At 60.9% G+C, this 21,911-nt stretch carries 24 protein-coding genes and 1 pseudogene; 13 read left to right on the top strand and 12 right to left on the bottom strand.

The window, feature by feature from the left end; genetic code table 11:
- The first annotated feature begins 47 nt into the window (after positions 1 to 47).
- Positions 48 to 278: a YheU family protein gene (locus ACZZZU_RS07235; protein ID WP_463550221.1), complete on the top strand. Its 231-nt coding sequence runs from the start codon at positions 48 to 50 to the stop codon at positions 276 to 278.
- Positions 279 to 312: 34 nt separating this feature from the next.
- On the opposite strand, the gene ACZZZU_RS07230 is transcribed toward ACZZZU_RS07235, so the two are convergent.
- The 3 genes from ACZZZU_RS07230 to ACZZZU_RS07220 form a co-directional block, all read right to left on the bottom strand.
- Entirely contained in the window at positions 313 to 645 is a 333-nt protein-coding gene (locus ACZZZU_RS07230; RefSeq protein ID WP_122493805.1) for a YnfA family protein, read from the bottom strand.
- Between the two features lie 21 nt (positions 646 to 666).
- Positions 667 to 1,098 (bottom strand): hypothetical protein, encoded by a 432-nt coding sequence (locus ACZZZU_RS07225; RefSeq protein ID WP_122493804.1) that lies wholly within the window; start codon positions 1,096 to 1,098, stop codon positions 667 to 669.
- Between the two features lie 188 nt (positions 1,099 to 1,286).
- On the bottom strand, positions 1,287 to 4,397 hold the full coding sequence (locus ACZZZU_RS07220) for a transglycosylase domain-containing protein (RefSeq protein ID WP_463550220.1): 3,111 nt from the start codon (positions 4,395 to 4,397) through the stop codon (positions 1,287 to 1,289).
- Between the two features lie 120 nt (positions 4,398 to 4,517).
- Between ACZZZU_RS07220 and ACZZZU_RS07215 the strand changes: the two genes are divergently transcribed.
- From ACZZZU_RS07215 to ACZZZU_RS07200, 4 genes are all read left to right on the top strand, one after another.
- Positions 4,518 to 5,210 (top strand): class I SAM-dependent methyltransferase, encoded by a 693-nt coding sequence (locus ACZZZU_RS07215; RefSeq protein ID WP_122493802.1) that lies wholly within the window; start codon positions 4,518 to 4,520, stop codon positions 5,208 to 5,210.
- A gap of 39 nt (positions 5,211 to 5,249) precedes the next feature.
- Complete coding sequence (locus ACZZZU_RS07210) at positions 5,250 to 5,666, top strand: VOC family protein (RefSeq protein WP_463550219.1); 417 nt, start codon at positions 5,250 to 5,252, stop codon at positions 5,664 to 5,666.
- Between the two features lie 104 nt (positions 5,667 to 5,770).
- On the top strand, positions 5,771 to 6,589 hold the full coding sequence (locus ACZZZU_RS07205; protein ID WP_463550218.1) for an aldo/keto reductase: 819 nt from the start codon (positions 5,771 to 5,773) through the stop codon (positions 6,587 to 6,589).
- Between the two features lie 6 nt (positions 6,590 to 6,595).
- A complete protein-coding gene (locus ACZZZU_RS07200) occupies positions 6,596 to 8,698 on the top strand; it encodes a CHASE2 domain-containing protein (protein WP_463550217.1) in 2,103 nt (700 codons plus the stop codon).
- A 1-nt stretch (position 8,699) separates the two neighbouring features.
- On the opposite strand, the gene ACZZZU_RS07195 is transcribed toward ACZZZU_RS07200, so the two are convergent.
- Together ACZZZU_RS07195 and ACZZZU_RS07190 are read right to left on the bottom strand one after the other, a co-directional pair.
- Positions 8,700 to 9,299 carry an OmpA family protein gene (locus ACZZZU_RS07195; RefSeq protein WP_463550216.1) on the bottom strand — a complete coding sequence of 200 codons (600 nt, stop codon included), beginning with the start codon at positions 9,297 to 9,299 and terminating at the stop codon, positions 8,700 to 8,702.
- An 8-nt stretch (positions 9,300 to 9,307) separates the two neighbouring features.
- Positions 9,308 to 9,790 (bottom strand): FecR domain-containing protein, encoded by a 483-nt coding sequence (locus ACZZZU_RS07190; protein WP_122493798.1) that lies wholly within the window; start codon positions 9,788 to 9,790, stop codon positions 9,308 to 9,310.
- Between the two features lie 166 nt (positions 9,791 to 9,956).
- On the opposite strand from ACZZZU_RS07190, the gene ACZZZU_RS07185 reads away from it, so the two are divergent.
- Positions 9,957 to 12,023 carry an HD family phosphohydrolase gene (locus tag ACZZZU_RS07185; protein ID WP_122493797.1) on the top strand — a complete coding sequence of 689 codons (2,067 nt, stop codon included), beginning with the start codon at positions 9,957 to 9,959 and terminating at the stop codon, positions 12,021 to 12,023.
- On the opposite strand, the gene ACZZZU_RS07180 is transcribed toward ACZZZU_RS07185, so the two are convergent.
- The gene (locus tag ACZZZU_RS07180; protein ID WP_122493796.1) at positions 12,024 to 12,602 is read right to left on the bottom strand and encodes a flavin reductase family protein; all 579 of its coding nucleotides are present in this window, start codon (positions 12,600 to 12,602) and stop codon (positions 12,024 to 12,026) included.
- 176 nt (positions 12,603 to 12,778) lie between these two features.
- On the opposite strand from ACZZZU_RS07180, the gene parS reads away from it, so the two are divergent.
- The 5 genes and pseudogenes from parS (at position 12,779) to ACZZZU_RS07155 (ending at position 15,788) form a co-directional block, all read left to right on the top strand.
- Positions 12,779 to 13,357: a type II RES/Xre toxin-antitoxin system antitoxin gene (parS, locus tag ACZZZU_RS07175; RefSeq protein WP_463550215.1), complete on the top strand. Its 579-nt coding sequence runs from the start codon at positions 12,779 to 12,781 to the stop codon at positions 13,355 to 13,357.
- Positions 13,357 to 13,821 carry an RES family NAD+ phosphorylase gene (locus tag ACZZZU_RS07170; RefSeq protein ID WP_463550214.1) on the top strand — a complete coding sequence of 155 codons (465 nt, stop codon included), beginning with the start codon at positions 13,357 to 13,359 and terminating at the stop codon, positions 13,819 to 13,821. Before parS ends, ACZZZU_RS07170 begins: the two co-directional genes overlap by 1 nt.
- A gap of 215 nt (positions 13,822 to 14,036) precedes the next feature.
- Positions 14,037 to 14,393, top strand: a pseudogene (locus ACZZZU_RS07165) (glyoxalase superfamily protein); the annotation flags it as partial.
- Positions 14,394 to 14,493: 100 nt separating this feature from the next.
- Positions 14,494 to 15,348: a tetratricopeptide repeat protein gene (locus ACZZZU_RS07160; protein ID WP_463550213.1), complete on the top strand. Its 855-nt coding sequence runs from the start codon at positions 14,494 to 14,496 to the stop codon at positions 15,346 to 15,348.
- 5 nt (positions 15,349 to 15,353) lie between these two features.
- Positions 15,354 to 15,788: a hypothetical protein gene (locus ACZZZU_RS07155; protein WP_463550212.1), complete on the top strand. Its 435-nt coding sequence runs from the start codon at positions 15,354 to 15,356 to the stop codon at positions 15,786 to 15,788.
- Between the two features lie 15 nt (positions 15,789 to 15,803).
- On the opposite strand, the gene ACZZZU_RS07150 is transcribed toward ACZZZU_RS07155, so the two are convergent.
- Together ACZZZU_RS07150 and ACZZZU_RS07145 are read right to left on the bottom strand one after the other, a co-directional pair.
- Positions 15,804 to 16,160, bottom strand: coding sequence for an addiction module antidote protein (locus ACZZZU_RS07150; protein WP_122493790.1), 357 nt, complete (start codon positions 16,158 to 16,160; stop codon positions 15,804 to 15,806).
- Positions 16,157 to 16,408, bottom strand: a complete 252-nt coding sequence (locus ACZZZU_RS07145) for a type II toxin-antitoxin system RelE/ParE family toxin (RefSeq protein WP_463552118.1) — start codon at positions 16,406 to 16,408, stop codon at positions 16,157 to 16,159. The genes ACZZZU_RS07150 and ACZZZU_RS07145 overlap by 4 nt, the downstream gene beginning before the upstream one ends.
- A gap of 122 nt (positions 16,409 to 16,530) precedes the next feature.
- Here ACZZZU_RS07145 and ACZZZU_RS07140 point away from each other — a divergent pair, with 122 nt between their 5' ends.
- Positions 16,531 to 16,824: a YceK/YidQ family lipoprotein gene (locus tag ACZZZU_RS07140; RefSeq protein ID WP_463539635.1), complete on the top strand. Its 294-nt coding sequence runs from the start codon at positions 16,531 to 16,533 to the stop codon at positions 16,822 to 16,824.
- A 124-nt stretch (positions 16,825 to 16,948) separates the two neighbouring features.
- Here ACZZZU_RS07140 and ACZZZU_RS07135 read toward each other — a convergent pair whose 3' ends face one another.
- From ACZZZU_RS07135 to ACZZZU_RS07120, 4 genes are all read right to left on the bottom strand, one after another.
- Positions 16,949 to 17,314 (bottom strand): response regulator, encoded by a 366-nt coding sequence (locus ACZZZU_RS07135; protein ID WP_122493787.1) that lies wholly within the window; start codon positions 17,312 to 17,314, stop codon positions 16,949 to 16,951.
- 86 nt (positions 17,315 to 17,400) lie between these two features.
- Entirely contained in the window at positions 17,401 to 18,789 is a 1,389-nt protein-coding gene (locus ACZZZU_RS07130; protein WP_463383421.1) for an ATPase domain-containing protein, read from the bottom strand.
- 249 nt (positions 18,790 to 19,038) lie between these two features.
- Positions 19,039 to 19,485, bottom strand: a complete 447-nt coding sequence (locus ACZZZU_RS07125) for an acetyltransferase (RefSeq protein WP_463383420.1) — start codon at positions 19,483 to 19,485, stop codon at positions 19,039 to 19,041.
- Between the two features lie 42 nt (positions 19,486 to 19,527).
- Positions 19,528 to 20,556 (bottom strand): UV damage endonuclease UvsE, encoded by a 1,029-nt coding sequence (locus ACZZZU_RS07120; RefSeq protein WP_463550211.1) that lies wholly within the window; start codon positions 20,554 to 20,556, stop codon positions 19,528 to 19,530.
- A 202-nt stretch (positions 20,557 to 20,758) separates the two neighbouring features.
- Here ACZZZU_RS07120 and ACZZZU_RS07115 point away from each other — a divergent pair, with 202 nt between their 5' ends.
- Positions 20,759 to 21,910 (top strand): (R)-mandelonitrile lyase, encoded by a 1,152-nt coding sequence (locus ACZZZU_RS07115; protein ID WP_463550210.1) that lies wholly within the window; start codon positions 20,759 to 20,761, stop codon positions 21,908 to 21,910.
- The last annotated feature ends 1 nt before the right edge of the window (position 21,911 follow it).

The following is a 21,911-nucleotide window of genomic DNA, read 5'->3' as shown; positions in this document are numbered from 1 at the left end:
GACGGCGTGGAGTGGGTTAACATCGCCGGGCTTTCTGGAGAAGTGCCATGTTGATCCCGCAAGAAATGCTTGAACCCGAGACACTCACACGCCTGATCGAAGATTTCGTCACCCGTGACGGCACCGACAACGGCGACGAAACCCCACTCGACACCCGCGTCGCCCGCGTGCGCCGCGCCCTGGACAAAGGCGAGGCGGTGATTGTTTTCGACGTGGAAAGTGAACAGTGCCAGCTCGCCATGAAGCGCGACGTGCCGAGGGAATGGTTGGAAGAGTGAGCGAAACCACATTCAGCTTTTTACAGAATGCAATTCAGGACGGAATCGCGCGGGGCCCTAGCAAGATAATCAACGCGCCCACCACGCAAAACGCCGCGCCGATCCAATCGGTGCTCAGCGGCCGCGCCCGCTCCACCACACCCAACCAGAACAACGACGCCACCACGTAGATGCCGCCATACGCGGCATAGGCGCGCCCGGCATACGCCGCTTCCACGCGGGTGAGCAGTAACGCAAACAGCACCAGGCTGATAAGCCCCGGCGCAATCCACCAGGCGCTTTTGCCCATGCGCAGCCACGACCAAAAGGCGTAGCAGCCGGCAATTTCAAACAGCGCGGCGAGGAAGAACCACAGGTAATTGAGCATGCAGATGCGGCCTTGGCGAGATTAGCTGTGCAACGCGCCTTCGCGTTCCCAGGCGCAGCGAACCAGCAGGCCGCCGCTGTCTTGCGGGCTGTGAAAGCCCTGTTCCGATTCCCAGCGAAAGGTGTGGCTGCCGCTCAGCTCGGTTTCCAGGTGTACCACTGCACTGCCCCAGTACAAGCGCTTGAGCAGCGCTTCGAACTGCTCGACCCACAAACTCCATTCGTATTCGATGGCCCGGTAGCTGGCGCCGAAATGGATGACTTGCGTCTGGTACAAGCCTTCGCCGAGCTGTGGGCAAAACGAAAACATGTCGCGGCCAATAAACGGCCAGGCATCGCCGCTGGGCAGGGCTCGCAGTTCACGCCTGTTGATCGCACGACGCACACGCGCCTGCTCTGGATCCGTCGACGGCCAGTCGCGGATGCAGCCATAGACGATGGATTCAGACTCCAAGCGGGTACTCCAGACAGCAGGGAAATAGGGCGCCGCAGATATTACCAGCGGGTCAGTGTCAGGGGCAGCGGCAAATGCTTGGAGCTAGCGCCCAGCTCAGAGCCGCCCGTAGGCGCTAGCTTGCTAGCGAACCCTGCAAACGCACATTTCAGCATCATCGTTTGCAGGGTTCGCCACCAAGGTGGCTCCTACAAGGTGTTCGTCGCCTGCTGTGGAATGGCCACACACTGCGTGCCCGCGCGCAAATACGGTTGCAGCGTGGGCGCCATGCCTTTGAGCACTTGCACCGGCAACGCCGAGGTAAAGCGGAAGCCTTCCGCCGCCCGCCCGGGCACGAACGCAGTGAGCGTGCCGAAGTGGTTGTCGCCCAGGTAAAACACAAACGTGGCGGTGCGGTTCAGCGAGCGCGAACTGAGAATGCGCCCGCCCGCGCCGACGCTTTCGATGCGGTTGTCGCCCGTGCCGGTTTTGCCGCCCAGGGTCATGGCGCTGCCGTCGTCGAGGGTGAAGCTGCCGTTCAAGCGCCGTGCGGTGCCCTTGGCCACCACCTGCGCCAAGGCGCTGCGCAAGGCCGCCGCCACTTCGCTGGAAAGCACGCGCTTGCCTTGATCGGGGTTGGTGCTTAGCTGCGTTTCGTAAGGCGTGCCGGCGGCAAAGTGCAGGCCGTCGATGCGCACCGTGGGCTGGCGAATGCCATCGTTGAGGATGATGCCCATCAGTTCCGCCAACGCAGCGGGGCGATCACCCGAACTGCCGATGGCGGTGGCAAGCGACGGCACCAAGTGGTCGAACGGGTAGCCGACGCGCTGCCAGCGCTGGTGGATGTCCAGAAACGCTTCAACCTCCAACATGATGCGAATGCGGCTGTCGCGCGCGCGTTTGTGCCGACTCTTGAACAGCCAGCCATACACTTCCTGGCGCTGGCTGTTACTGGCGGTCACCGCTTCGTTGAAGCTGGCCTGCGGGTGTTGCAGCAGGTAGCCGAGCAGCCACAGTTCCAGCGGGTGCACGCGGGCGATATAGCCTTGGTCGGGCAGGCTGTAGGCGCCGGGGCCGTATTTTTCATACAGCTCGTGAACGCGTGCCGGCCCGACTTTCTCGGCCACCAGGTGCGCGTTGATAAACGTGCCAAAGGTGGCTTCGTCGACATCCGGCATCAGGTAGCGGTGCACCGCCGCCAAGCGCGACGCGGTGGGGTGCATGCCGTCGAGAAAGGTGTCGAGGCGTTCGGTGGCGTTCTTGCCTTGGTACTTGCGCCAGAAACGCAGCAAAAACACCGTGCCTTCGTGGTCGGCAAAACGCTGCAGGTAATCTTGGCGGCGCGGGTCGTGGTCGTCTTTAAGCAGTTGCGCGCTGCTGTTGCTGGCTTGGTAGGTGCTATAGCGCACCACGTCGCGCATCAGGCGAATGAACGGCAGGTTGATCGACTCTTGCAGCGACTCGCGCATGGTCGGGATACGGCCGTTGTCTTCGCGGCGGAAGTTGTTGAAATGGTGCAGCCCGCCGCCGGTGAAAAACCGTTCGCCAGGGTTTGCCGAATAACGCCGCTCCAGGGCGGCGTCGAGCATGGCGGTGAGGCTGGGGTCGTTGCCCGCCGCCAGGTAATCGACGGCCCAGCGCGTGAGGTAATCCTGCTCCGGCACCTCGACCTTGCGCAGCTGCGCCGGGGTTTGGCCGACGAAGCGGCGGTGCAGTTCATCGATGATTTCCAAATAGGTGGTCAGTACCCGCAGCTTGGCTGTGGAGCCCAATTCCAGCTTGCTGCCCTCGTTGATGTCGAACGGCTGGTCGGTGCTGTCGGTTTGCACCCGCACCCGTGAACCGTCCGGCGTGCGCTCGAAGAGGGTGAAGCTGTAGCGCACTGCTTGCGTGGTTTGCGCGGTCAGCAAGTGGTCGCCGAGCAGCCCCGCCTGGGCGGCGAACGCGGGATCGGCCAAGCGCTGCAAATAATCGCTGGCGGCTTGCTGCAGTTGACCGTTAAGGGTCGTGGTGGCGGCGAGGTCGAGGCGGTCGAGGTCGTACAGCGGCTTATTCAGCAGGCTCGACAAGCGGCTGCGCGCCACGCTGATGCCTTTGTTGCTTTCCACCATTTGTACGCCGGGCTGGGCGTTGAGGTCGCGCCAGGTGGCGGTGCTGGCCAAGGCGGCATCGCGCAGGGCCGGGTCGATCACGCCGCCACTGGCCAAAATGCGGATGTGGCTGTCGGTCAGGGTCGCCAACTGGCTGTGGCCCTGGGCCAGGTAATAAGAAGGGCGGCGCTGGGCGATCATCAGCGACAGCACCTGACGCAGGGCCAGACCGCGTTGCGCCACGTCGGCCTTGGCATCGCTCAGCAGGCGGTTCACTTCACCGAAGTCGGCGCCATACCAAACCCGCAGGCCATCGGCCATGCCATGCACCTCGCCATACCCCGGCGCCGCCGACAGCGGCACGCTGTTGAGGTAGTCGCGCACAATGTTTTGCCGCGCAGGTAATGTCTGCGGCCCGTTTTGGTAGGCGCGCACGCTGGCCGAGGCCATTTGCTTGAGCTTGTCGACGCCCGAGAGGGTCAGGCCATCGGGAGAATGGCGGTACTTTTCCAGTTGCGTGGCCAACGTGCTGCCACCGGCGGACTGGCCTTGAACGTCGAGTTTTTTGCCGACCTGGGTGATGGCTGCCATCACGAACCGGGGCCAGTCCACAGCCGGGTTGCTCAGCGGCTGCTGCGGGTCGAGCAGGTAGCGGTTTTCGATGAACAGCAGGCTATTGACCACCAAGGGCGGAATGTCGCTGAAGTGGGCGTACAGCTGTTGCGGGTAAGTAAAGCTGTACAGCGGCGCGCCTCGGCAGTCGGCGATGGCCAGGCCGCTTTGCAGTTTTTCGGGGTAGGGAATAAACAGGCCGTGGCGGCTGTATTCCATCAAGGCGGGCGAAAAACGCGTTTGCTGCTGGATGAGGTAATCGCGTTTTTGCAGGCGCTCCAGCATGTTTGGCAAATAGGCGTAGCCCAGGCGTTTGTCGAACGGTCCGAATTCGGGGTAGCGGATGGCGTTGCTCGGGCCTTCAGCCAATTCATAGGTGAGCGTGGCGGCGTAGCGGCTCAGTTCGCGGGATTGAAACCGGGCGGTGGTGGTTTCTTCGTAGACCAGCCAGGCGCCAGCGACCACCAGCAACAACAGCGTTAACCAGAAGGTTCGCCGCACCGCCCGGCGCCAAGGGGAGCGGGGTGGCGGGCGTTTTGCGTTGGGCAAAGGAGAGGAAGTCAGGCCGGGCACCGTTTGCTCAGCCGAATTACTGTTCGATTGCCACAATGCGCCCATATCAATATTGGCCTTGGCTCTGCGTTGCTCTGCATGGGTTAAAGCGTAGACGCTGTTGTCGGTGGCAAAATGCGGTTAACGTTTCCGCGCGTCTTTTTTCTCTTTTCTTCGAGCGCCACCATGCAACGCGATCATCGAGAACAGCTCAATTTCAGCTGGCAGGCCAACGCCGACGCCTGGACCGCCGCCGTGCGCGAACAACGCATTGAAAGCCGACGGCTGGTTACCGACGCCGCCATCGTGCGCGCCATTTTGGCCTGCGAGCCCAAGCGCGTGCTGGACATCGGCTGCGGTGAAGGCTGGTTGTGTCGCGGCTTGATGGCCCATGGCATCGAAGCCGTGGGCGTGGATGCCTCGGTGCCGCTGATTGAAACGGCGCGGGCCATTTGCTCCGGGCAATACCGCGTGTGCGGTTACGCCGACCTCGAAGCGCAGGCGCCGCTGTTGGGCAAGTTCGATGTGCTGGTGTGCAACTTCGCCTTGCTCGACGAACCGCTGGCGCCGGTGCTGAATGCCTTGCACAGCCTGATCGCACCGGGCGGCGTGTTGCTGATTCAAACCATCCACCCGTGGAGCTCGCGGGGCGAAGGGCAGTATCAGGACGGTTGGCGCGTCGAGCATTTCGAAGGGTTTGGTGAGGGCTTCGCCGAACCTATGCCGTGGTTCTTCCGCACACTGGAATCGTGGCTGACGCTGCTGGCTGAAACAGACTGGCGCTTGCAGTGGCTGCAAGAGCCGCTGCATCCGGAAAGTGAACAACCGGTGTCGCTGCTGCTCTTACTGAAATCCGGGCTCCGATCTGAGCCCAGATAAGTCGAGCCCACGTCAACCGAGCCAGCCACGGATGCCTCCATGAATCTACTGCTTAACATCGACGTTCCCGACCTCGAAGCGGGTATCGCCTTTTACACCCAAGCGTTCGGCGTGCACCTCAAGCGCTACCTGTTCGACGGCCAGGTGGCGGAACTGCTGGGCGGCCCGGTGCCGATCTACCTGCTCGCCAACCCCACCGGCAGCCAACCGTGCCGAGGCGCCGCGCGCCAGTACCAGCGGCACTGGACGCCGGTGCACATCGACATTGTGGTTGATGACCTGACCGCCGCCTGCGAACGCGCCATTGCCGCCGGGGCGAAAAACGAAACGCCGATCCGCCACGAAGCCTGGTGCAGCATCGCCACCTTTGCCGACCCGTTCGGCCATGGCTTCTGCCTGATGCAATGGAACGGCGACGGCTATGGCGAAGTGGAAAGTGCCGCTCCATCGCACTGAGCCTTGTAGGAGCCAGCTTGCTGGCGAAGCTGTTGGTTTCCAGGATTGGCCAGCAAGCTGGCTCCTACGAAAAACAGAACAAAAAATTGGATAAGGAACGCCCCATGCACACCGTTCAACTCGCCAACCAAACCCTTCCGGCCATTGGCCAAGGCACCTGGCGCATGGGCGAGCGCGCCAGCGAACACAAGGCCGAAGTGGACGCCCTGCGCCTGGGCGTGGAATTGGGCATGCGCCTGATCGACACCGCTGAAATGTACGGCGAAGGTGGCGCGGAAAACGTGGTGGGTGATGCCCTGCAAGGCATTCGCGATCAGGTGTATCTGGTCAGCAAGGTGTACCCGCATAACGCCAGCCGCCGAGGCGCCATCGAAGCCTGCGAGCGCAGCCTCAAACGCCTGCGCACCGATACCCTGGACCTGTACTTGTTGCACTGGCGCGGTCAGTACCCGCTGGACGAAACCGTCGAGGCGTTCGAGCGCTTGCGTGAGCAAGGCAAAATCCGCGACTGGGGCGTGTCCAATTTCGACCTCGACGACATGCTCGAACTGGACAACCGCGCTTGCGCCGCCAACCAAGTGCTCTACAGCCTGGAGCAGCGTGGTGTCGGCTTTGATTTGCTGCCTTGGTGTCAGCAGCACATGCCGCTCATGGCCTATTGCCCGATTGGGCAGGGCGGTCGGATGTTGGCCGATGTCACGCTGAACCAGATCGCCGAACGCCGTGGTGTCGGCGCGGCGCAGGTGGCCTTGGCCTGGCTGGTGCAGCAAGGCGGCGTGATCGCCATTCCCAAAGCGGTGACGCCCAGCCACGTGCGCGCCAATGCCGCTGCCCTTGAACTGACCCTGGACGCCGCCGACCTGCGCCTGCTCGACGGCGTGTTCCCGCCGCCGACGCGCAAGCAACCCCTGGCCATGGTGTAACGCCCAATGCTCAAGCGCCGAGGTGTGACGCTCAGCCTATTTAGTTGCGCAATTGCCGTAGCGCTCAGCGCGGCGGTGCTGGTGACGGCGCCGTTGCCCGTGCAAAAGCTGCACAACGCCGTGTTCGACCAATACCAGCGCTGGCAGCCGCGCGCGTATAACAACGCGCCCGTGCGCATTATCGATATCGACGAAGCCAGCCTGGCGCGCCTGGGCCAATGGCCGTGGCCACGCACGCGGGTGGCCGAGTTGGTGACCAAGCTGCATGAGGCGGGCACGGCGGCGATTGTCTTCGACGTGCTGTTTGCCGAGCCGGACCGCACCTCGCCGGCGTCGCTGTTGAAAGATCAGGGCCTGGACGATGGGCTGATCAGCCAGCTGCAAGCCTTGCCCGATCACGATGCGCAACTGGCCAACACGCTGACCGCGCGCAACGTGGTACTCGGCTTTGCTACCGAGCGGCGCGGTGCTGGCGGTGAATTACCCTTGAGCCGCTTTGGTCTGGTGACTGCCGGGCAACCGCCGCTGGCGTTTCTGCCCAGTTACGCCTCGGCCGTGCGCGCCTTGCCGGCATTGGAGCAAGCGGCGGCCGGTACGGGCGCGCTGACGTTCGAGCCCGACACTGACGGCGTGGTGCGCAAAGTGCCGTTGCTACTGGCGCTGGGCGAGCAAGTACGACCGTCGCTGGTGGCCGAAGCTTTGCGCGTGGCGCAGCGGGCGGGCATGTACCGAGTGCGGGCCGGCGAGGCGGGTATTGAACAAATCGACATCGGCCGCGTGCAGATTCCCACCAACCGGCGCGGCGAATTCTGGGTGCACTTCACCGAGCCGCAAGCGGCGCGGACCATCCCTGTCTGGCAAGTGTTGGCCGGGCAGGCGCCAGAAGGTTTGGCCGGCAGCATTGCCTTGATCGGCACCTCCGCCCAGGGCCTGCAAGACCTGCGCTTCAGTCCATTGGGCGGCATCATTCCGGGCGTTGAAGTCCACGCGCAGGCGCTGGAGCAAATTCTCAGCGGCGAGTTTTTACAGCGGCCGGGCTGGGCGGTTGCGGTCGAAGCGCTGGTGCTGGTGCTCGGCAGCGTGCTGGTGGCGCTGTTGGCGCTGCGCCTGCCCGCGCTGGTGGCGGCCGTGCTGACGGCGCTGCTGATCGGCGCTGCAAACGGCGCCAGTTGGTACGCCTTCACCGAGCATCGCGTGTTGCTTGATTTGTTCACCCCTGGCATCGGTTTGGCGCTGATTTACAGCGTGGCGAGCATCAGTCACCACGTCGCCAGTGAGCGGGAACAGCGCTGGGTGCGCGAGGCGTTTTCGCGTTACGTGTCGCCCAACCTGGTCAAACACTTGGTGGATAACCCCGGCCAACTGACGCTTGGTGGCAAGCGCCAGGTGTGCAGTTTTGTGTTCACCGACCTAACCGGTTTTACCGAAATGATGGAGCGGCAAAGCCCTGAAGCCGTGGTCAGCCTGCTCAACGATTACCTGGAAGAAGTGATCGGCATTGCCTTTCGCCACGACGGCACGCTCGACCGCATTGTTGGCGATGCCGTGGCCATTATGTTTTCAGCGCCGCTGCCACAGACCGACCATGCCCAGCGCGCGCTGAACTGCGCGCTGGAAATCGACCGCTTTGCGCAAGGTTATGTCTCGCAGCTGCAAGCGTGCGGCACCGCCTTCGGCCAAACCCGTATCGGCGTGCACAGCGGGGAAGTGGTGGTGGGCAATTTCGGTGGCTCGACCATTTTCGACTACCGCGCCTTGGGCGACCCGGTGAACACCACCTCGCGCCTGGAAAGCCTCAACCAGCACCTCGGCACGCGCGTGTGTGTGTCGGCGGCTATTGCACGTAGCAATCCGCAGGTGCCGATGCGCGCGGTGGGCAAGGTGCAGCTCAAGGGCAAGTCGGCGGCAGTGGAAGTGTTCGAGCCGATAAGCGCAGCGGACGAGCCGTATGACGCGGCCTACGTGTTGCTGATGGCCGGCGATGCCGGCGCGCTGGCGGCATTCGCGGCGCTGCATGAGCAACGCCCGAATGATGGCTTGGTGCAGTTTCACTGGCAGCGGTTGCTGGCGGGGGAGCAGGGCGATGCGTTTGCCATGAACCGCAAGTGAGCTAGCGGACGATGATTTCCACGCGCCGGTTACGGGGCTCGGGAGTGTCGTCCGGCGTTTTGATCAGCAAATTGCTTTCGCCGTGGGACGTCACCACCAACTCGATCACCTCGATGCGTTCCTTCTTGAACATCTCGGCAATGGCCGTGGCGCGCTTCAGGCCAATTTGCTCATTCCACTTGCTCTTGCCTTCGGTGTCGGTATGGCCGATCACCGACACGGCCGACGGCCCGCGCTCGCGCAACGTGCTGAGCACGCTCTGGAATTCGCCTTTCGACTCTTTGGTGAGGTTGGCCGTGCCGGAATCAAAGTACAGACGGAAGGTGATCGGCAGTGCCGGTTGCGCGCCCAGCGCGGCGGAGAAATCTTGCTGCACGCGTGGCGGCTCGACGGCAAAGGTGTTGACGGTTTTGCCATCGAGCGCCACGGCGTTGAGCTTTTTATCGACACGGGTCCTGCCGTTGGCCGTTTGCACGACGATGGCGCCGGTGGTGCCGTCGGGGCTTTCCATCAACACCACATAAGACTTCGACGTGGCACAGCCCGTGGCGCACAGGGCCAACAACAGAACGGCTAGGCCGCGAATCAGATACCCAGGCATGAACAGGCTCAGTCCACCTTCACCAGAAAATGGGTGCCGCGCACGCCGATAGTGCCGGTGGGGGTATTGATCTCCACGGCTTCGGGTTTGAGCTTGGCGATCACGCCCGAAATGTAATTGAGCGTGCCGTGGGTGATCTTCGCGCTGAGCTTGAGGTCTTGCTCACTGGGCTCGTACTGGAACGCATCGAAACTCAGCTGGCTGTTGGGGCCGAACGACATCAACGTATTGTCTTCCAGCGTCACGCCCAACGAGCCGTTGGCGCCGGTTTTAATCGAGCTGCCAACAAAAACTGGCATTCCGACCTTGGCGGGCTGCGGCTTACCGTCGACAATGACGGCCGCTTCACCCTCGGTTTTCATTACATAACCAATGGCTTTGCTAGCGGCAGGTTGCGTCGACGGCTCGTCGGCGGCATGCAGCCATGACGAAAAAAACAGTGGCGCAAGCAAACCGCATAACCATAGGCTGGTTTTTTTTGGCACAAACATACTAGTCTCCCTGATGACCCGAATTCTTGGGCTCAACACCCTCTGAGCAAGCTGGGTAAAACGGTGCGAAACGTGTGACGCCGTATTGTCGCTACTTATAAAAGCTGCGATCAACGTGATTTGCCAGTATTACGGCAAAAAGGAAATTTTAATAACGGGTTGCAGTATGACAACAGGATTTATCAAGTTCAGATTTAAGAACTGGTCAGTTGTTCTAACCGCGTTTTTTCTTCTGCAGTTGCTGCCGATTCTGGCACTGACTTTTGGCCTCGCGCCGACCACTGTGCTGTGCCTGTCGGTGCTGGTGCTTTTGTGCACCTTGCCGTTGGCGCTCAACGGCATGGACAGCATCAACCGCACCATCGAACGCCTGGCCGAAGACACGCGCCTAATCCGCAATCTGGACTTCTCGGGCGAGCAGCCCAAAGCCTCGATGTTCCATGAGGTCGACAGCCTCAACCGCAACCATTCGAGCATGAAGGCCGCGTTGCAGCTGCAAACCCAAACTTTGCAGGAAACCCAAGCCAAGCTCGCCAGCCTGGTGGAAAACGGTTTGCTGCTGTCCTCCGAGCGCGACCGCGATGCGCTGCTCAAGCACATCCTGATGCAGGGCAAACTCATCTGTAACGCCCAAGCCGCGACCATGTACCTGAAAACCGAGAACGACACGCTGCGCTTTGCGTTGCGCTCGATGGACGACGACCTGCCGGCCAGCGAAATCGTGCTGCACGACCCGGTTAGCGGCCTGCCCAACGAGCGTCATGTGTCCACCTACACCGCGTTGCACAACAAGGCCGTGGTGATCGACGACGTGTACGCCGAAACCCGTTTCGACCTCAGCGGCACCCGCCATTTCGATGCCGAGTCCGGCTACCACACCGTGTCGATGCTCAGCGTGCCGTTGGCGCCGCGTCAGGGCGAAGTGATTGGCGTGCTGCAATTTATGAACGCGCTCGACCCGCTCACCGGCGAAGTGGTGGCGTTCTCGCCGCAAGTGCTCTCGTTTGTCGGCGCCTTGGCTTCCCAAGCGGCCATCGCCCTGGACAACCACAACTTAATCGACGCGCAGAAAGCGCTGATCGACGCCATGATCGAAATTCTCGCCGGCGCCATCGACGCCAAAAGCGCCTACACGGGCGCCCACTGCGAACGCGTGCCGGAGCTGGCGCTGATGCTGGCCGAAGAAGCCTGCAAGGTCAGCGAAGGGCCATTGGCCGATTTCAGCTTCAACTCGGCAGACGAATGGCGCGAATTCCGCATCGGCGCCTGGCTGCACGATTGCGGCAAGATCACCACGCCCGAACACGTGGTCGACAAAGCCACCAAACTGGAAACCATCTACAACCGCATCCACGAAGTACGCATGCGGTTTGAAGTGCTGCTGCGCGACGCCCATATCGCCTGCCTGGAAGCCATTCGCGATGGCGTTGACGAAGACGTCGCGCGTGCCGACTACCAGCGCGCCATGGCGCAGTTGCAAGACGACTTCGCCTACGTGGCTGAATGCAACATTGGCAGCGAGCTGATGGAGCCTGAGCGCATCGAGCGCTTGAATCAGATTGGCAAGCGGCTCTGGCTGCGCCACTTCGATGATCGCCTGGGGTTGTCCGAAGGTGAATTGCACCGCGTCGAACACCTTGCAGTGGTGGAATTGCCGGCGCAGGAAGCGCTGCTGGCCGACAAGCCACAGCACATCTTCCCGCGCCTGGCGAGCCGCGAGTACGACCCCAAATACGGCTTCAAGGTCACGGTGCCCGAGCACCTGTACAACTACGGCGAGCTCTACAACCTGAGTGTCAGCCGCGGCACGTTGACGGCCGAAGAGCGCTACAAGATCAACGAACACATCATCCAGACCATCATGATGCTGGAAAACCTGCCGCTGCCCGCCAACCTCAAGCGCGTACCCGAATACGCCGGCACCCACCACGAAACGCTGATGGGCACCGGATATCCGCGGCAATTGGACAAAGACAAACTGTCGATTCCGGCGCGCATCATGGCCATTGCCGACGTGTTCGAAGCGCTGACTGCCTCTGACCGCCCGTATAAGAAAGCCAAGACCTTGTCCGAATCGGTGCGCATCTTGGCCAACCTGCGCGACAAGGGGCATATCGATGCCGACCTGTTCGCCCTGTTCCTGCGCAGTGGCATGCCGCAGCGCTACGCCAAACGCTACTTGCAGGCGGAACAGATCGACGAAATCGACATCGCCGTTTTCTTACCTGCCTGATCAGTCGACCTTCACCACCCGCGAATCCCCCGTCAGATAAAACTGCCCGCCTGCCACATAGTGCAGGCTGCGCAGTTCGGGGTCGGCGTGTTCGAACTGCCAATGGCCATTGGCAAAGGCGCGAGTGTCAGCCCAGGCGCCTACCACCTCGGCAATAAACAAGTCATAGGTCTGCTCGTTGTGCGGCTCGGGAATTCGCCGGCAGGCCAGCCAGGCGGAGCAACCCGCCACGAACGGCAAGTCGTATCCCGCGAACTCCATTAATTGCACGCCGGCATGGGCGAGCTTGTCGGCGTCGTCGGCCAGGCTGTGGTTGCCCACCGTGTGGGTGAGCTGGGCTTGGGCGGCGGTGGGCACTTGAATCACAAACTCGCCGCTGCCTTCCACCAAGGCGCGGGTGCGCGTGGCTTTGTCGATGACTACCGTGAGCTTGGGCGGCGAAAAGTCCAAGGCGCAGGCCCAGGCGGCGGCCATTACGTTGGTCACGCCGGCATGGCGCGCCGACACCAGCACGGTGGGGCCGTGGTTGAGCAGGCGATAGGCTTTGGACAATTCCACCGGGGCGATACTGGCACTCATAGCGATACTCGCGGCTAACAGGGTAGGCCGGCGATAGTAACGGGGAGGGCGGCTCGATGTGAAAGCTCGGTTTTACGGCAAGCGTCCTACCGGATGTTCAGCTGGGCATGCTGCGCTGTCGGGTGTACAGTCATTTGCATTATCTGCGTCAGTCAAATGACTGAAGGAGTGGCCCCATGGCTTCCCGTAAAAAACCCGCAAATGCTCCGGCAAAACAGTCCGACGCCGCTGAAAAGCCAGAGCGCGCGCCCATCGCTGTTGCTGAAATGCCAGCCCATTACCACCACGCCGCGCCGGCCGCGATTTGGAATGTGCCGGCGGGCATCGTCTGGCCGGATGAGCCTAATGACTTTCCCGCCATCACCCGCAGCGTGCAAACCATGAGCGATGAAGTTCAGGTGGGCGTCATTCGCCACGGGCTGAGTGCGAATCTGGCTCGCAGCCTGGGGAAAACGTTTGATATCTCGGTGGGCGAGTTATCGAAGGTGTTGCTGGTCTCCGAGTCCACCCTCACTCGCAAGAGCCGCGACAACGCCTTGCTCGACCCGTCCACCACCGAGCGCGTGTTGCGCATCGCCGCCATTACGGCGCTGGCAATCGAGGTGTTCGAAGACGAAGCCAAAGCCACCGCCTGGATGAAGCGCGCAAACGTCGCTCTGGGCGGACAGGCACCGTTGTCGTTGTGCGACAACGACATCAGCGCCGCCCAGGTGCGTCGGGTATTGCGCGCGATTGAATACGGTGGCGTGGTCTGATGCGGGCATGGCGACTGTGCACCGCGAAATGGGCGCACAACCTCGACGGCATGGGCGCCGCCAAGGAAGGCGGGCGCTGGAACGAGCAAGACGTGCCGGCCATTTACCTGGCCCTGGATTCGTCCACCTGCGTATTGGAAACCTTCGTTCACCAAAGCGGCCCACCGCAGATGCCGCTGGTGATGGTGGAGTTAGCGCTGCCCGACGACGCCAGTCTTTACGTTCAGCCGGCCCTCAGCGATCTGCCGCCAGGCTGGGACCGCCTACCTGCCGATGTACCGAGCCGCGCCTACGGCACCCACTTTCTGCAACACTCCGGCAAGTTCGGTCTGATTATTCCCTCGGTCGTTAACCCCTTGGCCAACAACCTTGTACTAACCCCCAACCACCGTGCGCGCTTCGACATCGCCGTGGTCAACACCCGTGCGTTTATCTACGACGCGCGGATGTTTAGCCTTAAGTAGCCCGTTCAGCACGCGGAAAATAATCTTCGTTGCATGCAAAAATGGCCCATCGCGCAAACCGGCAGCCTCAACCGAGGCAGCGCTTGGCAAGCCAGCAACCCGCTGACTACAGTGCGCCGAGCGCTCTGCGCCCTGGCGTTATGGTGTGTTCCGGTGCCGTTTAAGTAGCGCACACATCCATAAATGGAGGGAGAACAATGTCCACGCAAAACAATATTCGCTTCACCAACGCCGTTCCTGTCTTGCGTATTTTCGACGAAGCGAAAGCGCGGGAGTTTTATCTGGGTTTTCTCGGTTTCAACGTGGAGTTCGAACATCGCTTCGAACCTTCATTGCCGTTGTACATGGGCATTGAGCGCGCCGGTTTGAGCCTGCACCTGTCCGAACACCACGGCGATGCGTGCCCTGGCTCAACCGTCTTCGTGCCGATGGAAAACATCGAGGCTTATCACGCCGAGCTGCTGGCCAAGCAATACGGCTACGGCCGCCCGGGTATCGAAAACATGCCGTGGGGAAAAGTCATGGAAGTGCATGACCCGTTCGGAAACCGCATCCGGTTTAATCAGTCTTGATCGAAATCGACGTTGCGCACAGGCTGGCTGCGTTTCGCCATGAACGGTATCGCCGCACATCCACTCTACAAAGCGGCCCTGACTGAAAAGGACTTTACCCATGCAAGACTCCACACCGCCCCCTATGGTCGTCACCTTGCCGAATAGCACCTTCGCAGAACGCTTCACGCCGCTGCGCGCCACCTTGCTTGATCCCGAAGGCATTTTCAGTGGCTCGCAGATGCATGCCGACCTCACCGCCCTGATTCCATTGGCCGAAGCCCAAGGCGAACACTCCGTCGAACTCGCCGAACTCTATGCCGCGCTGGCGCTGTTGCAGGGCAAGCGCGATGAGTGGCAAGAGCAACGCAGCTACGGCTTGAAAGCGCTGGCGATTCAACAGCACAGCCCGGTGCTGGCGCCGGACGAAGTGCTGGCGCTGCATTACAGTTTGTCCATGGGCGCGGCCGAGTTGGAGCTGACCGAAGAGGTGATCGAACACCTTCGCGCCGCCATCGCACTGATTCCGCAGGATCACAGCCTGGACGTGCGACAGCAGTTCGGCCTGCGGCAGGAGCTGGGTTATTGGCTGCATATTCATGGCGAATACGCTGCGGCGCTGGCCTATAACCAGCAACTGCTGACCGATGCCGAAGCCACATTCGGTGCCGACGAAGCCGAGCTCACCGGCATGCTCACCAACCTGGCGCAAAACGCGTACGAGCTAAAAGACCTGGCGCAGAGCGAGGCGTACCTACAGCGCGTGGTGAGCCTGTCGCGCCAGCACGACAAGCTCGATATCGAGCTCGATGGGCTGTTTCAACTCGGCGTACTGGCCCATGAACAGGGCGACAACGCCCAGGCCCTGGCCTATTTCCAGCAACGCGTAGAACTGGCTAAAACGGCAGACGACGACTACCTGCTCGAACGCGCCGAGGAAGACCTCACCGAGTTTTACCAGCGCGCGAAGCAATAAAAAGCATGAGCGAAACCCTCGAACTCCCCGACATTGCGAACACCTCCGGCAATCCCATGCGCACCGTGCCGCCGCAAGCGCGAGGCGGCAGCTGGGGCGCGTTTGTGTTCGGTGGCGTATGGGCGTTAAGCAACGGCGTGTGGTTTGGCGCGCTGAGTTTTCTGGCCTTTATGGCGCCGTTTATGGTGCAGCGGTACTCCGCGCTCAATACCTTGGCCACGCTGCTGGGCGTCGGCGTGTGGCTGTACATCACCGCACGCGGCCGCACCTTGGCGTGGCGGCATAAACGCTGGGCCAGCTACGCGCATTTTCATGCCGTGCAGCGCAGGTGGTCGAAGGTGGCGAAGGCGGTGTTTGGCGTGACGCTGGTGCTGAGCACGGCGTTTGCCGTGGCGTTTTGGCTGATGCTGAGCGTGGCGCTCACTGCGATGAAGGGGTAGAGCGCGAAGCAGTCATCAACGCTTTACCGGAGAGGTCGACGCAATAGGCCGAACCGTCAGCTCCACGCCCATTGCAATCATCAGTTTATTGATCGTCGAGAAGCGGGTCTTTTCGCCGCCTTTCAGCGATTTATAAAGACTCTCTCGATTAACCCCCGCCGCCTGAGCAACGTTATTTACGCCTTTGGCTTTCGCCACTTGGGCCAGGGCATTCAGCAGAATGTGTGGGTCTTGCGATTTCATGCTTTCAGCGAGGTACGCACTGATTTCCTCGGGGGTGTTGAGAAAGCGAGACGCCTCGTAGGGAGTGGTGTTGGACAGATCCACTTCGATGATCGGCATGTCTTGCGGATTGAATGTTGGTTTGCTCATGTTCGATTCCCTCGCGCCGCATTAAGAATTTCTTTCGCGCGCTTTATGCCCCGACGCTGGTCCGACTTGTCGCTGCCCCAAAGCAGCATGTAAGTGGTAAGGCCGATGCGTGTGAAATACACCCGGTACCCTGGCCCAACAAACACCCGTAGTTCGCTCATGCCATCGCCGACGGGCTCGCAGTCGCCGAATGTACAGACGGTCACGTAAGCGTGCCGAACCGTACGTTTCCCGACGAATTCGTGGATAAAAGACCAAGGCTCGATGCAATTGGCCGGAAGCGAGAATTCTTAAGGCGCACCAAGGCCCGCGCTAGCGTACCGTTCCGTGTACGTTCAGCTGGTTTCGGTTCGAAGGTGAGGGCTTTTCCATGAAATGCGTATTTTGGCGTCTGCGCCATTTAGCAATAGCGGCCGTCATCGCTACAGCATCCGGCTGCGCCACGGTGAGCGAAACGTTCAATGAGAACGCGCAATGCGGCGCCCATCCCTATTGTGGAACGGCTACTGAAATTGAGTATTTGAAGGGGTTGACCGATGGGAACGCCGGGCCGCTGGCCGCATTCATTCCGCTGGTGGTTATCGACATTCCGTTGTGCGTGGTAGCCGATACGCTGTTTCTGCCTTACACCGTGTTCAATGGTCCCGCGCCGTCGCGCCCCTAGTGGGAGCGCATTTTGTGCAGGCGATGTGCTGGAGGCTTACACGGATTTGAGTAGTCCCCTCGCCCGCAAACGGGAGAGGGTGCCCGAAGGGCGGGAGAGGGGCTTTGCTTGCAGGCGAAACGACTCAGTCGTCCATCTTGAGTACGGCCTTGACCTTGTCGATGACCTTCAGAATATCGAAAGGCTTTTCCAGCACGTCGATAAACAAGTCCGGTCGCCCCACGCCCAAATGAGCTTGCGCGCCGCTCATTAAAATCATCGGCGTGTTCGCGTGGGTTTCCCGTTTGCGCACCGCTTCGGCGAATTCGATGCCGGTCATGCCCGGCATCATAAAGTCGGTGATGATCAAATCCGGGCGTTCGCGGTCGAGAATTTCCAGGGCTTTCTGACCACGACCTGCTGTCACGGTGAGGATGCCCTCGTCTTCGAGCGCGTAGCTCAAAATGTCCGCGATCAAATATTCGTCGTCGAGAATCAACACCGTCTTCATAGCGCCCCTGCTGCTTTGCAGAGCACTTGGAAAACAGGCAGGAACGTCGTTGTCCCCGTCGTTGATTGTGTCGCCCAGCGCATGCTTCAGACCTTCTTCACTGATATACCAGGAGTTCCGATGACGACTTCCATCAACGACGGGTCATAAGCGCTATCTCTTATTTTCAGAATCGATAGTTGGCGCTGAAGTTCAGAACCATTTTGCTCAAACCGGACGAGGAGCAGGTTGTCGACGATGCTTGAGAGGTCGGGCGCCGGGGCGTCGATCTGGCTGCCGAGCAAACTCTGGATTTCCCAGGTGGCCAGCACGGTCACGCCGCGGGAGCGAAGTTCAGCCATTAAGGCCGAATAGAAATCTTGCACCCGTGAACGGTCGGCCGATACGCGCGCCATGCCGCCCAGGCTGTCGATGAATACGCGCTTGATGCCGTGCTTCTCGACGGTATCGAGCAAGGCGTAACCCAAGCGATCGATCAGGCCGGCAGTGGTCGAGTTCCACATCACATGGAGTGCGCCACTGGCTTCCATGGCTTTGAAATCATGACCCAAAGCCGCAGCTTTAAGGCGCAGGCGCTGTGGCGACTCGTAGAAGCCGAAGTACAGGCCAGGTTCCTGCTCCGTGCACTCGCCAATGAACTCGATGCCAATGGAAGTTTTGCCAGCGCCCGCAGGGCCGGCCACCAGGGTCACGGAAGAGCCAGCCAGACCGCCGCCGATAAACTCGTCGAGCGACTCGATGCCGCTACTGACGCGCACCAGGTAATCGCTGTCGGGGCGCGAGGGACGATTGAAAAAGCTTTCAAAGCGCGGGTACACAATGAGGCCGTCGTCGGTAATTTCGAATTCATGCACACCCGGTAGCGCGCCGCTGCCTCGCGTCTTTCGCAGTTTGATGCGGCGTACGGTTCGCGGCCCGATGGCTTCTTCGCCGATCTCAATTACGCCATCAACCATGGTGTGTTCCGGGCTGCCGTCTTCCAACTGGGAACTGGTCAAAAACAAAACGGTGCAGCCGGCAAATGCGGCGTGCCCTTGGAGTTCGGAAATAAACTTTTTCGTGTCGATGGGCGATTCGGCGCGCGAGCGAGCGTTAAGCAGCCCGTCGAGAATCATGACGGTGGCTTTCTGCCGACTGATCTCACGGCGCAACAGCTTCACCACTTCTTCCAACCCTTCGTTTTCCAGGGTGTCGAAAGCGCTGACAAATTGAATGTTTTCGCCGATCTGCGTCTTGTCGAAAAAGCTCAGGGTCGACAAGAAATGAAACAGCCGGTCATGCGGCTCCGCGAGCAGGGTGGCGAACAACACTCGGCCGCCATTGTTCACGTGATTAAAGCCAAGCTGGTTCGCCAGGATCGTTTTGCCCGACCCTGGCCGCCCTTGAATAATGTACGACGCGCCCGCAACAAAGCCGCCCTTCAACAGCGTATCCAGGCCGGCGATTCCACTTTTGAGGCGTTTTAACTGATCCAAACCTAAGCCCTCTGCTGATCTCAACCAGCTTCGAAAGATGCGCGTGCAACGTGGTTGTGTAAGACGCGCATTGTTGCCGGTTTGAGCGCGCATTCCTAGTCGTTAACCTTGATCAAACGCAGAGGCGGCCAGGCGCGTCACGAGCCATCGGTAGAGATTGGAAGTGCCAGAACGTTCAATGCCAATCATCCGTGCTTTGAAAAAATGTGACCGTGTCGCAGCTGGCGCTGCCGCTTCCTTGGCAAGACTCTAATTCCCGGCATGCGAATACTGCAGGTGCAGCAGCGGATAAGCACGTCCCTGACCATCCAGCGGCGAGCGGCCGAACACCGTGAAACCCAGGCGTTGATAGAAACCGACCGCTTGCTCGTTCTGCTCGTTGACGTCCGTGCTCATCGACCCGCACAGGGTCAGTCCATGCTCAACCAACAGCCGACCCACGCCCTGACCACGATGGGCCGGGTCGATAAACAAGGCCTCCATGTGGCTGCCATCAAGCAGCATAAAACCCAGCGCACGGTCGGACTGATCCACCGCCAACAACAGCGGCGCTGCGGGCAGAAATGCGCGCACGTCGGCTTCGATGGCGATGCGGTCGGCGGGGGTCAAAAAATGGTGAGTGGCATCGACAGCGTTGCACCAGATGTCGACAACGCGCTCGCTATCGCGAGCGTGAGAGGGGCGGATTGTAAGCATGAGTTTTAACGTGTAGTTGGGGTGTGAATCGGGAGTAAGCGCTCAACCTCTGGAGGTCTGGCTGTAATCATAAAACGCCAGCGATGCCAGGTTCTTGTTTTTGGCTTCGAGCATGATGTCGAAGCGGTCGAGAAACTGCAGGGCGTAATCGTTGGTCCAGCGGTTCCACATCATGTCGCTGTGGGCATACAGGTCGCGCTTGGACACTACCTTCAGCAGCTCCGCCATTTCCAGTTTCTGCTCGGCACCGAACCCGAAGGCCTGCAAGCTTTCCGGCGGCTGCGAGTAGTGCATGGTGGGGCGCAGCCCGCGCCAGCTGTCGATCACGCGTTGCACCCTAGGATCGTCGGGGGCGATGTAGTCGTTCTCGTGAATCCAGCAGTGGTGGATGTCCAACACCACGGGCGCCAGGTCGGCCATTTTCAGACAGTCATCCAGCCCATAGGTCTTTTCATCGTTTTCAAAGGTGATGCAATTGCGCGCCACTTCAGACAGCCGCGCCCACACTGCGCGCGTGCCCTCAACGCCCAGGCGCCCGGCGATATGGACGTTGCACTTGAGGTCTTGGAAGCGCTGACCGTAGCCCATCATTCGAATCATGTCGGCGTGGTATTCGAATTCCGCCACGCTGTTTTCCACCACACCGGGGTTCTCCGAACCCAGCACGCAGTACTGGCCGGGGTGAAACGACAAACGAATATTCGCCGCGCGCGCCGCCGTGCCAATGGCGGCAAAGCCATCGACCAGTTGCTGCGCGATGGCCGGATCCTGATAAAAGCCATGCACTTTCGGGTGGCTATAAAACGGCAGCAAGTCGCTGCTCAACCGCAGCATGCGCAAGGGCAGCGGCAGCTCGGCCACGTATGCCAGCAAACGCAACTGCGCGGCCAGGTTATGCAGCACCACCTCCAGCAATTTTTCCCGCGCCACCTGCGGCTCCACGCTTTCCATCCAGCGCAGGGTGGTGGTGCGTGGGTTGAAAGGGGTTTCCACCAGCTTCAGCGCCGAGGGCGACAACTCACGGTCTGGGTGTTTGTACTGGCAGGCGAAACCGATTCGAGGGTGGGTCATAGCGAGGCCTGGCGAGAGAGGGCGTTAGGGTGCGCAGCTTATACAGAGTTAGGTTTGTAGGGTGGCTGGGGTTCACTAATTCTGCGAGGCCTCAGGGGGGAATTTATGTGCGTGAGTTATGACTGCATTGTTCTGGGTGCGGTTTATCGAATAATTCTGGCGCGCTACCGTGGCTGCTCGCTTACCCGTGGAGCATCGCCTGATGAACAGAACCCTTTTAGGTCTCGCCGTGTGCGTGGCCAGCCCGTTTGTAGAAACAGCAGCAGGCGCGGGCGAGATTAGCGCCGCGCAACACATCAGCCGGGCCGGTGAGCAGGCCGCCGTCAAAGGCCCGGATGATTTCTTTACCGGTCCTGTGCGCGTCGAGCCCTTGTTTGCAGCCGACACTGACATTGAAGTTTCCGGCGCCTACGTCACTTTCGAGCCCGGCTCGCGCTCGGCCTGGCATACCCATCCGGCTGGGCAACGCTTGGTGGTGACGTCAGGCATTGGCCTTACTCAGGAATGGGGCAAGCCGGTGCAGCAAATTCACCCAGGCGATGTGGTGGTGTGTCCGCCCGGCGTCAAGCATTGGCACGGCGCAGCGCCTTCCTCGCCCATGACCCATCTGGCACTCACCGGCACGGTGGATGGCAAAGCAGTGGACTGGATGGAAAAGGTCTCGGACGAGCAATACCAAGCCGGCCAAGCCCACGCGCCTCGACCCGAGGCAACACCAGCAGCCACCTCGCAAACGCTGTCGGCTAAACAGCAAGCCATTCCGCTAATGGCGGCGGCCGTGGCGGCGAGCGATCTGCCCGCACTCGACGCTGCACTGAACCAAGGCCTGGATGCTGGACTGACCGTTAGCGAAGCCAAGGAAGTTCTGGTGCAGCTCTACGCCTACAGCGGCTTTCCGCGCAGCCTCAACGCCCTGGGGCAACTGATGAAAGTGCTCGATGCCCGCAAGCAGCGGGGCATCACCGACGTTCCTGGCCGTGAACCGAGTCGAGCAGCGCCCACCGGCAATGCCTTGCTCGCCGCCGGTACGGCAAACCAGACACACATTGCCGGCGCGCCCGTGCAGGGTCCGCTGTTCGATTTCGCCCCGGCGATCAATCAGTTCCTGCAAACGCATTTGTTCGGCGATCTGTTCGAGCGCGACAACCTCGACTGGCAGAGCCGTGAGCTGGCAACCGTCGGCGCACTCGCCGCCACGCCGGGTGCCGAGTCGCAACTGCGCGCGCACATGGCCGCAAGCCTGCGGGTTGGCTTGACCGTTGCGCAATTGCAGCAGGCGGCGCAGGTGCTGGCCGACCACCACAACGCCGATGCGGCGCAACGTGCCCGCGACGCCTTGGCCGCAACGCGCTAGC

This window comes from Pseudomonas sp. AC136, from assembly GCF_979258585.1.
This window is presented reverse-complemented; position numbering and strand designations above follow the sequence as displayed.

What these genes read in the sequence shown, in the direction of transcription:
- ACZZZU_RS07235 (WP_463550221.1), top strand. Translation starts at nt 48, where the DNA reads ATGTTGATCCCGCAAGAAATGCTTGAACCCGAGACACTCACACGCCTG.
- ACZZZU_RS07230 (WP_122493805.1), bottom strand. Translation starts at nt 645, where the DNA reads ATGCTCAATTACCTGTGGTTCTTCCTCGCCGCGCTGTTTGAAATTGCC.
- ACZZZU_RS07220 (WP_463550220.1), bottom strand. Translation starts at nt 4,397, where the DNA reads ATGGGCGCATTGTGGCAATCGAACAGTAATTCGGCTGAGCAAACGGTG.
- ACZZZU_RS07215 (WP_122493802.1), top strand. Translation starts at nt 4,518, where the DNA reads ATGCAACGCGATCATCGAGAACAGCTCAATTTCAGCTGGCAGGCCAAC.
- ACZZZU_RS07210 (WP_463550219.1), top strand. Translation starts at nt 5,250, where the DNA reads ATGAATCTACTGCTTAACATCGACGTTCCCGACCTCGAAGCGGGTATC.
- ACZZZU_RS07205 (WP_463550218.1), top strand. Translation starts at nt 5,771, where the DNA reads ATGCACACCGTTCAACTCGCCAACCAAACCCTTCCGGCCATTGGCCAA.
- ACZZZU_RS07200 (WP_463550217.1), top strand. Translation starts at nt 6,596, where the DNA reads ATGCTCAAGCGCCGAGGTGTGACGCTCAGCCTATTTAGTTGCGCAATT.
- ACZZZU_RS07195 (WP_463550216.1), bottom strand. Translation starts at nt 9,299, where the DNA reads ATGCCTGGGTATCTGATTCGCGGCCTAGCCGTTCTGTTGTTGGCCCTG.
- ACZZZU_RS07190 (WP_122493798.1), bottom strand. Translation starts at nt 9,790, where the DNA reads ATGTTTGTGCCAAAAAAAACCAGCCTATGGTTATGCGGTTTGCTTGCG.
- ACZZZU_RS07185 (WP_122493797.1), top strand. Translation starts at nt 9,957, where the DNA reads ATGACAACAGGATTTATCAAGTTCAGATTTAAGAACTGGTCAGTTGTT.
- ACZZZU_RS07180 (WP_122493796.1), bottom strand. Translation starts at nt 12,602, where the DNA reads ATGAGTGCCAGTATCGCCCCGGTGGAATTGTCCAAAGCCTATCGCCTG.
- parS (WP_463550215.1), top strand. Translation starts at nt 12,779, where the DNA reads ATGGCTTCCCGTAAAAAACCCGCAAATGCTCCGGCAAAACAGTCCGAC.
- ACZZZU_RS07170 (WP_463550214.1), top strand. Translation starts at nt 13,357, where the DNA reads ATGCGGGCATGGCGACTGTGCACCGCGAAATGGGCGCACAACCTCGAC.
- ACZZZU_RS07160 (WP_463550213.1), top strand. Translation starts at nt 14,494, where the DNA reads ATGCAAGACTCCACACCGCCCCCTATGGTCGTCACCTTGCCGAATAGC.
- ACZZZU_RS07155 (WP_463550212.1), top strand. Translation starts at nt 15,354, where the DNA reads ATGAGCGAAACCCTCGAACTCCCCGACATTGCGAACACCTCCGGCAAT.
- ACZZZU_RS07150 (WP_122493790.1), bottom strand. Translation starts at nt 16,160, where the DNA reads ATGAGCAAACCAACATTCAATCCGCAAGACATGCCGATCATCGAAGTG.
- ACZZZU_RS07140 (WP_463539635.1), top strand. Translation starts at nt 16,531, where the DNA reads ATGAAATGCGTATTTTGGCGTCTGCGCCATTTAGCAATAGCGGCCGTC.
- ACZZZU_RS07135 (WP_122493787.1), bottom strand. Translation starts at nt 17,314, where the DNA reads ATGAAGACGGTGTTGATTCTCGACGACGAATATTTGATCGCGGACATT.
- ACZZZU_RS07125 (WP_463383420.1), bottom strand. Translation starts at nt 19,485, where the DNA reads ATGCTTACAATCCGCCCCTCTCACGCTCGCGATAGCGAGCGCGTTGTC.
- ACZZZU_RS07120 (WP_463550211.1), bottom strand. Translation starts at nt 20,556, where the DNA reads ATGACCCACCCTCGAATCGGTTTCGCCTGCCAGTACAAACACCCAGAC.
- ACZZZU_RS07115 (WP_463550210.1), top strand. Translation starts at nt 20,759, where the DNA reads ATGAACAGAACCCTTTTAGGTCTCGCCGTGTGCGTGGCCAGCCCGTTT.